This is a genomic window from Terriglobus sp. 2YAB30_2, assembly GCF_052114765.1.
Classification (GTDB): domain Bacteria; phylum Acidobacteriota; class Terriglobia; order Terriglobales; family Acidobacteriaceae; genus Terriglobus.
On record NZ_JBFRFJ010000004.1, the window covers coordinates 1 to 14,350 of the forward strand.

At 59.1% G+C, this 14,350-nt stretch carries 14 protein-coding genes; 4 read left to right on the forward strand and 10 right to left on the reverse strand.

Annotated elements, in window-relative coordinates:
* Positions 1–9: 9 nt before the first annotated feature.
* On the forward strand, positions 10–234 hold the full coding sequence (locus tag AB4Y89_RS07650) for a transposase (RefSeq protein ID WP_442300643.1): 225 nt from the start codon (positions 10–12) through the stop codon (positions 232–234).
* Between the two features lie 52 nt (positions 235–286).
* Here the strand turns inward: AB4Y89_RS07650 and AB4Y89_RS07655 are convergent, their stop codons facing one another.
* The 4 genes from AB4Y89_RS07655 to AB4Y89_RS07670 form a co-directional block, all read right to left on the reverse strand.
* Positions 287–1,423 carry a TIGR03435 family protein gene (locus tag AB4Y89_RS07655; protein WP_442300327.1) on the reverse strand — a complete coding sequence of 379 codons (1,137 nt, stop codon included), beginning with the start codon at positions 1,421–1,423 and terminating at the stop codon, positions 287–289.
* A gap of 178 nt (positions 1,424–1,601) precedes the next feature.
* Positions 1,602–2,105, reverse strand: a complete 504-nt coding sequence (locus AB4Y89_RS07660; protein ID WP_442300328.1) for a hypothetical protein — start codon at positions 2,103–2,105, stop codon at positions 1,602–1,604.
* Positions 2,106–2,231: 126 nt separating this feature from the next.
* Positions 2,232–3,902 (reverse strand): metallopeptidase TldD-related protein, encoded by a 1,671-nt coding sequence (locus AB4Y89_RS07665; RefSeq protein ID WP_442300329.1) that lies wholly within the window; start codon positions 3,900–3,902, stop codon positions 2,232–2,234.
* Positions 3,903–5,612, reverse strand: coding sequence for a TldD/PmbA family protein (locus tag AB4Y89_RS07670; protein WP_442300330.1), 1,710 nt, complete (start codon positions 5,610–5,612; stop codon positions 3,903–3,905).
* A 109-nt stretch (positions 5,613–5,721) separates the two neighbouring features.
* On the opposite strand from AB4Y89_RS07670, the gene AB4Y89_RS07675 reads away from it, so the two are divergent.
* Positions 5,722–7,047 carry a M48 family metallopeptidase gene (locus tag AB4Y89_RS07675; RefSeq protein ID WP_442300331.1) on the forward strand — a complete coding sequence of 442 codons (1,326 nt, stop codon included), beginning with the start codon at positions 5,722–5,724 and terminating at the stop codon, positions 7,045–7,047.
* Positions 7,048–7,254: 207 nt separating this feature from the next.
* On the opposite strand, the gene AB4Y89_RS07680 is transcribed toward AB4Y89_RS07675, so the two are convergent.
* The 6 genes from AB4Y89_RS07680 to AB4Y89_RS07705 all read right to left on the reverse strand — a co-directional run bounded on the left by AB4Y89_RS07680 (position 7,255) and on the right by AB4Y89_RS07705 (position 13,132).
* The gene (locus tag AB4Y89_RS07680; protein WP_442300332.1) at positions 7,255–7,734 is read right to left on the reverse strand and encodes a cupin domain-containing protein; all 480 of its coding nucleotides are present in this window, start codon (positions 7,732–7,734) and stop codon (positions 7,255–7,257) included.
* Positions 7,731–8,567: a 3-mercaptopyruvate sulfurtransferase gene (gene sseA / locus AB4Y89_RS07685; RefSeq protein ID WP_442300333.1), complete on the reverse strand. Its 837-nt coding sequence runs from the start codon at positions 8,565–8,567 to the stop codon at positions 7,731–7,733. The genes AB4Y89_RS07680 and sseA overlap by 4 nt, the downstream gene beginning before the upstream one ends.
* Positions 8,568–8,801: 234 nt before the next feature.
* Complete coding sequence (locus AB4Y89_RS07690) at positions 8,802–11,369, reverse strand: DUF3536 domain-containing protein (protein ID WP_442300334.1); 2,568 nt, start codon at positions 11,367–11,369, stop codon at positions 8,802–8,804.
* Positions 11,370–11,507: 138 nt separating this feature from the next.
* The gene (locus tag AB4Y89_RS07695) at positions 11,508–11,837 is read right to left on the reverse strand and encodes a DUF2809 domain-containing protein (protein ID WP_442300335.1); all 330 of its coding nucleotides are present in this window, start codon (positions 11,835–11,837) and stop codon (positions 11,508–11,510) included.
* Between the two features lie 83 nt (positions 11,838–11,920).
* Positions 11,921–12,196 carry a DUF4242 domain-containing protein gene (locus AB4Y89_RS07700; RefSeq protein WP_442300336.1) on the reverse strand — a complete coding sequence of 92 codons (276 nt, stop codon included), beginning with the start codon at positions 12,194–12,196 and terminating at the stop codon, positions 11,921–11,923.
* A gap of 345 nt (positions 12,197–12,541) precedes the next feature.
* A complete protein-coding gene (locus AB4Y89_RS07705; protein ID WP_442300337.1) occupies positions 12,542–13,132 on the reverse strand; it encodes a TetR/AcrR family transcriptional regulator in 591 nt (196 codons plus the stop codon).
* Between the two features lie 115 nt (positions 13,133–13,247).
* Between AB4Y89_RS07705 and AB4Y89_RS07710 the strand changes: the two genes are divergently transcribed.
* Both AB4Y89_RS07710 and AB4Y89_RS07715 read left to right on the forward strand, forming a co-directional pair.
* Complete coding sequence (locus AB4Y89_RS07710) at positions 13,248–13,874, forward strand: FMN-dependent NADH-azoreductase (protein ID WP_442300338.1); 627 nt, start codon at positions 13,248–13,250, stop codon at positions 13,872–13,874.
* Positions 13,875–13,886: 12 nt separating this feature from the next.
* The gene (locus AB4Y89_RS07715) at positions 13,887–14,294 is read left to right on the forward strand and encodes a hypothetical protein (RefSeq protein ID WP_442300339.1); all 408 of its coding nucleotides are present in this window, start codon (positions 13,887–13,889) and stop codon (positions 14,292–14,294) included.
* The last annotated feature ends 56 nt before the right edge of the window (positions 14,295–14,350 follow it).

Sequence of the window (14,350 nt, forward strand, 5' to 3'; positions counted from 1 at the left end):
GTTCAAGCCATGGGAGCCACTGCCGTGATCCCATCCAAAGCCAACCGGCGGCGGCAGCGAACCTACGATCTGACGCTCTACAAACTCAGAAACCGCATCGAACGATGCTTCAACAGACTCAAACAGTTCAGAAGGTTCGCCACAAGATATTGCAAATACGCTGCTTGCTTCGCTGCTACCGTCGCCCTCGCATGCTCGTGGTTACACCTCCAGCAATTTGTCGATACACCCTAGTTGAATTCCAACAACGACGACAAAACTAGCAACTGGAACTAGCAACCAGCAACTAGTTTTCGGACGGTTTCTCGACCTTCTCGAAGACCATCACTTTGGCGGGCGCTTTGGTCGGCGTGGCTTTCAGGCCGAGCTGTTCCTGCAGTGCTGTGTAGAGGTCGGGCCGTGGAGGATCGAAGACAGGCGCGTTCGCGAAGCGGCCGCCGAACTGCGTGGCATCGGGTTGCCATGTCAGTTTGAAGTCATAGCGGTTATCTCCAAGCTCTGTCTTGTCCAGTACAGGGCGATCGAGCAGCGTCTCCTGCAGCAGGCCGCAGAAGTCGAGCATGGTCGCATTGCGTGCGACGAAGATGCCTGCCCCCTGGAAGTTGAGGCCCTTCGGTCCATCTGCCGCAGCCTCGCTCTTGAAGAGCTTCGCGCCCCCCTTTGCCGGCTCCAGAAGGTAGACCGGCATCTCGCGATCTTCACCGTGGGACTTGAGCTGGAAGCGCTCCACCAATAACTTCCTGAGAGCGGACTTCCATTGATCTCCGTTCGGCTGGCCTTCCCCATCGGGCCGTCCATCGATATCCCATTTGATCTCATTGGCCCAAGCCGGCATGCCGACGAGCTGCTTGTCCTGCACGCCGTAGGCGAACTTCATGATGTCGATCAGCGTGGTGTTGATGGTGCGGAAGCGGCGCTGTCCAAGCCCAAAGCCCATGCCAGGTTGGTCTGGATTGCTGGGCTTAATCGTCGCAACTTCGAAGACCGGGTCATAGTCTTTCGCCATCGGCTTGATGGGAGCGGGCGGCTTGGGAATCTCCCATGCTGCTTCGGGATTGACCTTGGCGAGGTTCAGCGGCGTCGGCCGCTCAGCCTGAGTGAAAGTGCCGGTCATGCTCTTGCCGTCAGCGGCGATCTTTCCTTCGTATTTCGCGCCGATGCCTGCGATCTCGAAGGTAAATGTATCCGCCTTTACCGAGGCCGAATTCGCATTCAACGGTGCGCCACCCTGATCGATGGAATATCCGACTACCTTCAACACCCCATCATCCTTGCTGATCTTCAGCAGGATGCGCATCTCGCGGGGAGCGCCCTGAGGCTGCATCGTTCCCTGCCATGTCCCGGTTACGTCAACAGGCGCCTGTGCCTGCAACGTCAACGTTCCAGCCAATACCACGCACAGCCACAGCCAAAGCTTCTTCATGAACCGCTCTCCTTTTGTTTGTAGAAGCAGATACGCAGCCCGTGGATACGAAGTTCGGGTCTGTTTAGAGCATTTTCCCGGTTGCTGGGCATCCCGGAAGGGGCGCGCAGCGGCGTTTTCATTGCGGAAAACGCCCATAGATGTGGAAGCCCTACTCTACACCTACAGGGAAAATCCTTTACAACACGGCCTTCTTGCCCGTCCGCAGTTCCATCTCCTGACGGAAGGCTTCGGACGCCGAATGATTGGGGGAATGCAGAATGGTGACCCGGTTGGAGCCCATGACGCGAGTGACGCGTCCTGCCTGTGAGACGCTGACGGCCATGACTTCGGTATAGGGAATCTGTTTGTCTCTGAAGAACCAAAAGCGCTGCACCACGGCGGTAGGAGTCAGCACGATGGTTCCAGGCATACGCAGCACCACCAGAACGCAGACGAGGATGAGCACCACCATGATCCAAACCGGCGGAATCTTGCTGACGTGCATGACCGACAGCGTAACGACAAGAGCGACGTAACCCACCAGCAGGATCCAGCGGGAAAAGGCAAAGAGCGGTTTGAGGGGAAACGCTGGTCCCTCAGGTGTCTGCTTTACAGAGCCCTTGCTCATACGACTGGACAAAACCAGAAGGATAAAGAGCGAGAGAGCGATGGCCTTCAGCAGTTGCGGATCGAGGTGCATAGTATCCCTCAAGCTTAGAGCGTTTTCCCCGTTGCAGGGGATCCCGGAAGAGCAAACAGTGGCGTTTTCATTGCGGAAACGCCATAGGATGCGGAAGGCCTACACTACACCCACGAGGAAAATGCTCTACTGCGGAGGTCCGTAGTAGGGCAGCTTCTGCTGCTCGTTCTGTGCGCGTTTTACGGCGATGTCACCAAACAGCAGCGATGGCGCAATGGTGGTTTGCGGCAGCGGTGCGAGCGAGTTCTGTATATACGGATCGTCACCGGCTGCGATGATGTCTGAGCGCAGGCTGCGCTGGTCGAGCTCGTCGAAGACAGCGCCTCGCACCAGCTCACGTTTGCCGTCAGGGGTGACACGGTAGAGCAGACGCGGAGTAAGCTCGCCGCCCATCGTCTCCGCAATGTAAACAAAGGGGCGGTTCTGCTCCTTCGCCATGGACAGGATCTTCTTCTCCATCCCGGCGGCAGGTGTGACCTTTGTGGGGGTGAAGATCATCACGCCGGAGTGGGATTCGGCGCGGCGGCCGAGAGCGGCGCGGCCGTGACCGTTGGACTCCGGAAAGTCCTTCACCGGCTCGCGATCGATGAGGTAGTTCTGCAGGATACCCTTCGATACCACCTGTACTGTCTGCGCCGGTACGCCCTCATCGTCGATATCGTAAGAGCCGATGAGCGACTTACCGTGAAAGGTCTTCATCGCGGGATCGTCCTTGACGTCGAGGAAGTCAGGAAGAACGCGCTGCTTCCAGCTCGACGAGAAGGCACCCTGGGTGCGTGCCATGGTTCCTGTATCGGGCTTGTCTGCTTCGATGTTGGGAACAAAGAGCCGGTTGAGAACATCGGTGGAGGCGTCGCCGCTGAAGAGCACAGGACCGTGGTAATCCTCCGCCATGACGATGGGAGCGTTCTGCAGGGCGCGCAGACTCAGGAGATCGTCGATGACACGCTGCTTGAAGACAGCCGCCGTCTCCAGGTCTTTTGCCTGTGCAGCCACGGGGCCGTTGTCCCGCGAGAGACGCGTGCCGTCAGGCGCCTGTGTGCCGACGCTGATGCCGGCGGAGTACGCCGTGTATCCGCGACGGATAGCGGTGCCGTCGGTATTGACCAGGTAACGGTTGACCGCCAGACCGCGAAAACTTGAGTTGGAGTACTGAATCTGTTGTGCGAACTCTTTTACGCGCGCATCTGTCCCATAGAGGCCGCTGGCTTCGATGACACGCTGCTTCCAGTCCTCACGGTCGACGTCGAGCTTCACCAGCGGATCGATTTTCGTCACCGGTTTCGCAGGAGAGAAGTCATCGGCGGTCGGCGGAGTTTCGAAGCGTTTGAGGTCGGCCTGCTTGCGGGAGTATGCATTGAGTGCGGCTTTGTAGGCCTCGTCCGTGGCAAACCAGAGAGCGTAGCGCATGGCTTCGGGATTCTGGTCCATGGGCGCGACCTGCACGGTGCCTTCGCCGCGTGCACTGGAGTTGTCCGACTTATAGCTGCCGACACGGACCTGAACCCGCACGAAGCGCTGGTGGTTCTCCGTCTCGTTGGTCAGGGCGCCGAAGCTTGCGTCGGCCTGGTACTCGGTGACGTCTTCGAGGCGGTACTCCATGAAGTAGGGGCGCAGCATGCCGGGCAGCAGCAGCTTCTGGCGGCTGCGCTCCATCTCCTGCTGCATGGCAATGAGCATGGGATCGGTCTGTTGTTGCGTGACAGCAGCGGCAGGAAGTTGCTGCGCTACGGCAGCGACAGGAACGAGAGCAATGCCAAGGACGGTGAGAGAGGAGAAGATACGGCATGTCTTCATTTACTTAGCCTCCTCATCCATGCCTGGTGGTGGAAGAATGGGCGGCCGGGTGGTCCCCTGTGCCTGCCGTTGAGTTTCAATCTCGCTCACCAGCATGGCCGGAGCGACGGCAGAGACGGGAACCGAGCCGGACTCAGCACCGCACTCGCCATTGAAGATCTCCTGGCGGTCGCCGGTAGCGAGGATGCGGTTGAGCGCTGCCTGTGGTGTACCGACGATAGAGACGCCGCGGACCAGCTCGTCCGGGCGGCCGTCGACATAGACGCGATAGACCACCAGCGGAATGACCTGGAAGGCCTGCGGCGAGCGGCGCGTGGTGACGGCAAAGCCGGAGGAGATGTCTTCAAAGAACAGGCCGTAGGGCTTGCCCTGTTTCTTTGCTTCCTCAACCAGCATCTTGCGCAGCTCAACGTCGTTGACCGATTTGGTGGAGCTGACGATGAGGTTGCCCTGGCGTCCGGCGGGCATGCGGCCCGTCTGTGCGCGGCCGTGGCCATTCGAGGTGGACACGGAAGCGATCGGCAGCCGCGACATCAGGAAAGTCTTCAGGACGCCATCCTGGATAAGCTCAACGCGCTGAGCGGGCTGGCCCTCGTCGTCGTAGCTATAGTGTCCGTTCAGCGGAGTGCCATGAAGCGCCGCAATGGTGGGGTCGTCGACGACGGAGAGGAAGTCGGGAAGGATCGGTTTACCAAGCGATTTGGTGAAGGTCTGTCCTTCCTCATCACCACGCTGTCGCTGGCCTTCGAGACGGTGGCCGAGCACCTCATGGAAGAAGACTGCAGAGGCGCGGCCGGAGAGGATCGCCGGTCCGTTGAACGGCTGAGTTACCGGAGCGGTGCGCAGAGCTTCGAGATTTTTTGCCAGCGCCGTCAACTTCTCAAGGACGGCCTTCTGGTCCGGCAGGTGGTCCAGGGTATCGGCCTCGAAGGTCTCAACGCGGAAGAGATCCATGCCGTCGTCGGCACGGGCACGGGCGACTACGACCAGGCGTGCCGTGGTGTAGGGATTGGCGATACGTGTGCCTTCGCTAGAGGTGAAGTAATCGGTCTCGTTGGAGGCTGTTAGAGCGACGTAGTTGAAGAAGATGTTCCTATAGGGCTTGAAACTGGCGGAGATGTCGCGAAGCCGCGTCTTCCACGCCTCTATGTCGGTGGCGAGCGGAGCCACCGCTTTTGTCTCGGAATCGGTCGATTTCTCCACGGAGAAGTCCGGGGAAGCATCTTCTTCCTTCGCGCGGACCTGGGTCTCCGTCTTCACCTTCAGGTAGCCGTCCAGGGCTTTGCCGTATCCGCGATTGGTGGCAAACCACAGGGAGCGGGCAATGGCCTCTTTGTCGTCAGTCAAAGGAAGGTTGATCGTGGTGAGCGCCGAGGTGCGGTGGTCGCCGTGCGTGTTGTCGAGGGCGGGCGAACCGATGCGGACCTGCACATCAGCGACACGGCGGTGGCCTTGCGATGTGGTAACGATGGCGCCGTACTGCGCGACGAGATTCAGCGAAGAGGCGTCCGCTACCTCATAGGAGATGAAGTAGGGATGGGGCTGCTGGTCGCCCTTTCCGAGCGAATCCATGGCGCGGTTAAGCTCGGTGTGCATGGTGTCGAGCAACGCAGACGGCTGCGGCGTAGAGGGTGCGCCGGAGGCAGAGACGACAGCAGGTGCAACCGCAGATGCGATTGCCAGAAGCGTGCAGATTGACTTCAAGGACATAAGAGGCCGTGTGAGATGCGAGTTTATCGGAATTTGGGCGGCTCCGCTTGCGCCTGAAACGCGGCGATGCAACAATCGCAGCACTCTGACGGAGATACACCAACGCCCGATGACTCTTCGACGCCTGAGCTGGCTCTTTGTTGTCTTGTTTGCAACAGTTTTCCCCTGTGCCCGGGCGGAGCCGCCGGCGGTCGTGGCCGCAGAACAGGCGGCGCGCTCCGGTCCGATGCTCTACAGCTTACCGCCGCAGAAGATGCAACAGGCCGTGGCGCTCCATCGCCAGCGGACCATGCTCTCCTGGCTTTCACCTATGGCTGATATCGCGATCCTTCTGGTGCTGCTGAGTGTGGGCTACTTTCGACGGGTGCGCACGTGGATTGAAAGACATGCATTGCGGCCTTGGATGCAGGGCGTTCTCTTTCTGGGCGCCATGCTGGTGACGGTGTCGGTGCTGAAGCTGCCGCTGTCGATGTATGGGCATCGATTGGCCGTGCGCTATGGACTTTCTGTGCAGCACTGGGGAAGCTGGTTTGCGGATTGGGGCAAAGGGCTTGCGCTGCGGACCGGCCTCGTTGTCCTTATCGGTCTCGGCGTCTATGCACTGATCCGCCGGTTTCCACGTACCTGGTGGTGGTGGCTATGGGCAGCGATGCTGCCATGCATCGTGTTCATGGTCTTTATCGCGCCGGTCTTCATCGATCCGCTCTTCAACAAGTTCGAGCCGCTTCAGCAGTCGAACCCGGCTCTGGTGGCGCAGCTCAAGAAAGTCGTTGAGCGCAGTGGGGTTGCGATTCCTCCAGATCGTATGTTCCTGATGAAGGCCAGCGAGAAGGTGACGGGATTGAATGCGTATGTCACCGGCGTCGGCGCTTCGAAGCGCGTGGTGGTGTGGGATACGACGATTGCCCGTGCAACTCCGGACGAGATCGCGTTTGTCTTCGGCCATGAGGCGGGGCACTACGTGATGCAGCATCTCTGGCTGGGCATGGGGGCTACCGCATTGTTGATCCTGGTACTGCTGCCGATAGGCGTATGGGCCGAGCGCGCAACAATTCGGCGTTTTGGAGCCCGATGGGGAATCTCTGCTGAGACCGAATGGGCTTCAGCACCGGTACTGCTGCTGTTGAGTGTGCTGCTGATCCAGCTCTCCGATCCGATCGGGAACGCGATTAGCCGCACGCTGGAGCACAACGCCGACATCTATGGCCAGGAAGTCATTCACGGCATCGTCGCCGACCCACAACGGGCAGCGGTGCATGGCTTCCAGGTGCTGGGCGAGACATCGCTCGACGATCCAAGGCCGCATCCGTTTGAGGAGTTCTGGTCAGACGGACATCCGCCGATCTGGTTCCGGACGAACTTCGCCGGGGCGTATGACCCTTGGAGGGTGGGGGTGGAACCGAAGTATTTCCCTAAAGTTGAAGACGTACGGTAGCGGTTGGTATGGCTGCTGGGGTGACTTTAGGCTTCGGTGGCGGGGCCTTCTAAGTTGAAAGTTGAAAACGTAGAGCATGGGATGGGACGAAACCTTAGCCAGCCCAAACAGTACGTTTTCAACTTTCAACTTGGGAATGTTGCCACAAACACTCAAGTAGCCGGAACGCAAACCCAGGCAATGCGGTACGTCTTCAACCTCGCCTCACTACCGCGTCAGCTTCGCGACAAGCTCCACATGCTGCGGGAACTGGCGACTCAAGGTCTCGCGGTTGCCCATTTCGAAGTCGGCGAAGTCGAAGCCGGGGGCGACGGTGCAACCCACCAGCGCATAGGTGCCGGGCCATTTCAAACGGGCGCCGAACCATGCACCTGCGGGGACCCAGCCTTGCAGGGTTTCGCCTGCGGGAAGGCTCTGGCCGAGGAGAAGGTCTTCGTGGCGGCCGTCAGGATGAATCACGCTCACGACCAGCGTGTCACCGGCATAAAAGTGCCACACTTCGTCAGACTGGATACGGTGCAGGGCAGAGAATTCATTGCCGCTAAGCAGAAAGTAGATGGCGGTGGAGGCAGCCCTCTCGCCGCGAGGTGTATGTACCTTCTTCGCGGCGAGATAGGTCTGGCGATACCATCCGCCTTCGGGATGACGTTCGAGCCCGAGATGTACGATGAGCTCTTCTGAGGTCACTGTGCCTTCTCGATCTGCGCCTCCAGGTGCTGGGCGTATTCGCACCAGGAGCCGTCGTAGAGAGTGACATGTTTTGCGCCGATCATCTCCAGGCCAAAAGCGAGTACTGCGGCTGTCACGCCGGAGCCACAACTGGTGATGATGGGCTTTTTCCTGTCCACACCCTTCGCCTCGAACAACGCCTTCAGATCGCGCGCGGACTTGAAGCGGCCGTTCTCGGTGAGCTCCAGGAAGGGAATGTTGATGGAGCCCGGCATATGGCCGGAGGAGATGGGACGTGGCTCGGGAGCGGTGCCGTCGAAGCGGCCCTTTGCGCGGGCATCCAGGATGGTCTCTCCCGCGGCCAGGGCCTGTTGGAGCTCGTCGAAGCTGATGACTGCCTCGGCGTCGAAGCGCGGTGTGAATCTTGCCGGCTTGCAGGTGACGAAGCCGGAGTGGGTTGCATAACCTGCTTCCTCCCAGGCCTTGAGGCCGCCATCGAGGATGACTACATCTTCCGCTCCGAAGGTCTTCAGCATCCACCAGGCACGCGGAGCAGAGAAGACGCCCTCTTGTTCGTAGATAACGACGGTCATATCAGATCCGACGCCGAGGAAAGAGACTGCCTTCGCAAACTCACGCTCGTTAGGCAGCATGTGCGGCAGCGGTGTGGTGTGATCGGAAAGTTCGTCGATGTCGAAGAAGGCCGCGCCGGGGATATGCTTCGCCAGGTAGCGGGCGCGGGTGTCTACAGGTGGTGTAACGCCGACGGGCGGAAGGGTAGCGTCCAGCACAATAGTGCCGGGGTCTTTCAGGCGCGAGTTCAGCTGCTGCGGCGTAATCAGAAGGCTCATAGCGAATTCCATCTTAGATGCTTGGCGAGCAGCTGAGGACTCTGGAGCGATTGCGACTCGATTAAGCGTGGGTGGGCCGACGTTAGAAGTTAAAAATTGCAAGTTAAAGCGTTAAGTCATGGGTAGCACCCATTTACTCCGAGCACATGTGGTGAGGCTCCAATCGCCCAGACCTTAACGCTTTAACTTTTAACCTGCAACTTTTAACGCAGCATCCGGGGTAGCCGGATGCTGCTAGGGTTTCCCGACTCCCTCTTCTACAACCAGCTCATCGACACCGATGCCGAGCGCGATGCCGAGCCGACGGTAACCATCCTGCCATGCCTCGTTCAGGCGCGGATCGTTGCGGACCTGATCGAGGAGATAGTTCCAGACATTCTGGCTGTCCCAGAAGCGCACCTCGAAGGGGAGTTGGCGGAAGCACTCGGCCATGGTGGTTGCCAGTTGCAGCGTCTCTACCGAGGGAGAGTCGGATGAAAGCGTATCCCGCAACTGTTGCATTACGGCGTGCATGCGTTTGCCGGCGGAGTAGCCGATGATCTGACCGTCGAGTTGAATCTCATCCGTCAAGGCCTGTTGCAGCAGGCTGGAGAGTGCGGGGGCATCGAAGGGATCAGCCTCTACGGCATTGCGGATCCCCGCGTTGAGCGCAAAGTTGGCGGTGATGGCCAGGGCGGGCGGAGTGGGCATGTTGCTCTGGCGGATGAAGTGCAGCAGAGATGCGTGGTCCTGGTAGATGCGACGCAGGCTCTCTTCCACTTCGGAGAGCGTGCTGGTCAGAATGGTCTGCAGGATGCGGTGTTGCTCGTCGGAGAAGAGCGAACGCAGGGAGTAGCTGGTCTGCGAGCGGTCGTGATGGAAGAAACCATCGATGCTGCGGATGATGTCGGGAAGATTGGCCTGCGCCATGGCTCCGGAGACGGCCGTGGCAAAGTTCTTGAAGGCTTCCTCTTCGTTCGGAGAGTAGGAACGCACGGCCGCGGAGAGGTTCTGGTCGCCGCCTAGATGCAAGACGGCGAAAGCGACCATCTCGCACTCGCCGGTAATTCGTGAGCGCACCGTGGCGGTACCCAGCGCCACGCGTCCACGGCCGGAGGAGAAGACTTTGTATTCGTGCCGGCGGATGTCGTAGCAGAAGATGTAGCCCTCTTCCGGATAGGTGCGGAAGATGGAGGAGATGGCGTAGTGCGCGCCCACCTGCTCCAGACCGACACGCATGCCCAGCACCCAGCGGCGATAGACCTGGGCGCCGTCACTCATCTCGGCGATATTGGATTTTGCGTTCTTCAGAATATCGAGGAACTTCCCTTCAAGCTCTTTGCCCTTCTCGCCGAAGAGCTGATGGGCAAGCTGCAACACGCGGCCGGCGTAGGCGATGATCTGCACAGTCTCAATGCCGGAGATCTCATCGAAGAACCAGCCGCAGGAGGTGTACATCAGTTGCGTATGCCGCTGCAGCTCCAGCAACTCGATCAGGCGGATTCGTTCTTCGCCAGTGAGCTCGCGTGTGGCGTGCTCGGCGAAGAAGGCATGGACGTTCTCAGGATTGCGATTGAGAATGACATGGACATACGCATCACGGGCGGCCCACAAGTCCTTGAGGAAGGGTTTAGCGAACTCTTCCGAGAGCGGATTGACGTTATCGCGGACGTAGTCGAGAGCTTCGCGCAGTGGTGCACGCCACTCCTGATTCCAGCCTGCGCGTCCGGTGTTACAGCCGCAGTTGGAGCGCCAGCGCTCTACGCCATGCGCGCAGCTCCAGGAGGTGTTGTCGAAGATCTCGGCCTCCCAGGAAGCTGGAAATTTCTCCAGGAATTCGCCATAGTTGGTCAGCTTCGCCAGGCCCTGCTGCTCGATGAAGTGAAAGGCGTATGTCAGCGCCATCTCGCCATGACGATGATGATGTCCATAGCTCTCGCCATCGGTGGCGATATGCGCCAGTTGTGGGGCAACTCCATTGTTGTCGCGCGGAGGGAGAGAATTGATGATGCGGTTGGCGAAATATTCGCCGGAGTTCAGCAGGCCTTCGAAAGCGACAGCACGCGAAACCGGACCATCGTAAAAGAAGACGGTGATGGAGCGGCCCTCGTCGAGCTTCACGAGATAGGGCTGTGAGGGATCGACTTTGGCGTCATTGGTATCAATCCATCCAGCGGGAGCTCCTCCATCCCTGGGAAGGGGACGGACGCGAGCGCACTGTGCAGGAGCGAGGATGGTGAAACTGATGCCTTCCTGTGCCAGCAGATCGAGCACATGGCGATTGGCTGCGGTCTCGGCGAGCCACATGCCTTCCGGGTCGCGGCCGAAGCGGAAGCGGAAGTCTGCCTTGCCCCAGCGGATCTGCGTCAGGCAGTCGCGGTCAGTGGCCAGCGGCATGATGATGTGGTTGTAGACCTGCGCCATGGCGGAACCGTGGCCGCTGAAGCGTTGTGCCGAGATGCGATCGGCATCGAGGATAGTGCGATAGGTGACCGGTGCAAACTCGGCAAGCCAGCTTAACAGCGTGGGGCCGAAGTTGAAGCTCATGCGCGAATAGTTGTTGGAGATGCGCACGATCTGGTTGGCCGAGTTAACGATGCGCGAAGCTCCGTTAGTGGAGTAGCACTCGGCGGTGATGCGTTCATTCCAATCGTGATACGGCTGCGCGGACTCCTGTACCTCCACGGTCTCAAGCCATGGGTTCTCGCGCGGCGGCTGATAGAAGTGCCCATGCACGCAGACATAGCGCTGATGCTGCTCCGGCGACGGGGAGACGGGGGTGCCGGACTCAGGCATTCCCGCGATTTTTTTCGTTTTTGCCATTGCTCTCCATGTTTCTGCTTTGCCCAATCATCCGGGCAGGTGAGTCGTAACGATGGGTTGAGGCACTCTTTTAGTGTGCCTCAGCATTGGATGCGCCGGGGCGGAAGATTGTGTCGGCCCAGGCCGTAAACGCAATGGCTAGAAGATATGCGGCGATGTTTTTAACCGAGAAGAAACGGCCAAGCAGAAGCCGTCCGGCGAGCGTAAGGCGAAAGGCGTCAATATGCGGCTCCGGAAAAGCCGCGAGAGTTCTACCAGGGTTGCGGCCATGGCGGAGATAAAGAAAAGTGCGAGTGGCCGCAGCCGCGGCAACAATGCCGCAACAAACCAGTAGAGGGCCGCAGCCCAGAGGGCAGAGCCGAGATACTTTTCCCAGAACCATGAGAGATGCAGTGGGGCAAAACGAGCAGCCAGGCCGGCAGGAATGGTGGCCAGCAGTAAAAGAAGACAGGCGATGGAGCGAGGCATGGTGCACCCACTCTATCTCACGAGTTCACAGGATTTTGTTTCGCCCACGAGGTCACGGATGGCGGAACTATCCGGCATCCGGGCTACTTCGTCCCCGTCGAAGGATCGATGATGCTTGAGATCTCGGTGATCTTATTTGCCGGGAATCCGCTGATCTCGGCGTGACGACGAATCACTGCTTCGTCCTTGGCCAGATAGATGCAAAAGGTCTTGTCAGCGGAGACGTAGGAGTGCACCCATTGAATGTCCGGGCCGAGCTGCGCCAGTGCGGCGTTAGAGGTCGCCGCTGCATCGCAGAGCTGCCCAGAGTTCAAAGAACCAACCTTCGGAATGTCGCGTTCAATCAGATAGCGCTTCATGTTTTGTTGCTCCTGTGAAACAGCCAATGATCGGCGTAACCATCTACTTTCCGCAAGGCCCATGCTGCTCTACCTTGCCGGCCATAACAAACCGATGACGACGTCATCGACTGCTTGACTCAGGCTGCCCGCTGCGCTGGGCATGCATGCTGAAAGAAGCGCGCGACGCGCCTAAGAGGTTTTCTTCTGCGAGCTCGACCAGTACCCGCCGGCCGACGTTGCCGCCATGCCCGTGCTGCAACAACTGATCCAGATCTCACTCTGAAATAACTCATACACCGGGTGCTTAGGCCGGGAAAAGCTTGTTGCTCCAAAATTCGTGTTCCAACTGGAGACGTGGCTGGGCTATTGGGCGGCTTGAATGGCGGAGAAGATCGGCTTGACCAGTGTTTCTATGGTCGTGGCCACTTCTTCAGCGGGGGGCCGATCCGGTGTCTGGATCCATTGCTTGGCGGCGCCGAAGATGGCCCATGCGACGGTCGCGGCGATCAGGGCTGTCGGCGTCTCCGGTGGCGCCTGGTGCACCCGGAAGCCGTGAAGGATCATGCCTTCGACGACGGGAATGATCGAGGTCTCAAGCGGCATAGAGGCCAGTTGTTCGGGGCACCCTCCCGTCTGGGAGAGAAAGTCGCAGACTCCCAGCGCCAAGGAGCGCAACACACCTTCGCAGCTGAAAACGACGCCGCGGCGGTCGAGGAGTTCCCGGAAGCGGACTTCGGTCATGGCCTGAAGCAGAGCGTTCTTGTCGGGGTAGTGGAGATAGAACGTGGCCCGGTTTACACCGGCCTGCGCCGCGATATCGCTGATGGAAATGTCGCTGAAGTGCTTTCGATTCAGCAGGTTGAGGAGGGCATCCTGGAGCATTTGGCGGGTACGGCGGATGCGTGGATCAGTCGGCTCCGTACAAACATGCTCGGCTTGGGTTGCCGGTTCCATCTAAGAGCAGGATAACTCTTTTCGCGTCGGCAGTTGCTTTTGCAACACTTGTCGATTATTTATGAATCGACAGATGTTGCTTAACCATCATTTGTCGTAAAGGAGATTTCTGGCCATGCCTACCCTCTTACGCGTCGATTCCAGCCCACTGTATGGGGCTTCCGTTACGCGCCAACTGACCGAGACCTTTGAGTCGACCTGGAAAGCCGCCCATCCCGACGGCCAGGTTATCGTGCGCGATCTTACCGCTACCGTGTTGTGGCCGATTACAGCGGAGTGGATCGGAGCCGCATTCACACCCGAAGACCAGCGCACCGGCCAGCAGGCGGAGTTGCTGAAGCTTTCCGATACGCTGATCGCGGAGCTTCAGAACGCGGACGAATACGTCTTTGGAGTTCCGATGCATAATTTCAGCGTGCCAGCGTCGCTGAAGCTGTGGATCGATCAGATCGCGCGCGTCGGGAAGACCTTCTCGTATGGGGAAGGCGGACCGAAGGGCTTGATTACCGGCAAGAAGGCGACCTTTCTGCTTGCGACCGGAGGCGTCTATGGACCGGGGAGCGCGATGGAGTCGCTGAACTTTGTGGAGCCGTATCTGCGCTCGGCTTTCGGTTTTCTTGGCGTGACAGATACGACCTTCCTTACAGCCGGCGGAACTTCGGCGCTGCGGTATGGCCAGGACCGGGACACTTTCCTGCGGCCTCATCTTGACGCCGTACAACTACACGCGCAGAGCGCATAAGGAGAACGACTGATGAAGATTGCATCGTTGATTGCCCGCTATCTTCTGGGGTTGATGTTCACAGTCTTTGGCTTGAACGGATTCCTGCACTTCATTCCGCAGCAGCCTCCGGCGAACCCGCTGGCGCTGCAGTTCTTCGGCGCAGTGGCCATGTCTCACTTCGCCGACTTTTTCTTCGCGGTGCAGTTGATTGCAGGCCTGCTGCTGTTGTCAGGCTTCTTTGTGCCCCTTGCGCTCACCCTGCTGGCGGCAGAGCTGTATAACATCCTGGCGTACCATCTGACGATGTCGCCTGGCATCGCTCCGGCCCTGGTTGCGGCGCTTTTGTGGGTGCTGGTCTTCCTGCAGTACCGGGCAAGTTTCCGCGGAATCCTTGCGAGTAAAAAACTAAATCCCTCACGGCCCCATTCTTCGCTGTAGTGTCGCGAAGGATGGGTTTTTGACGCTTCCTGTGTACGTTTCCCATCTAGGCCTGA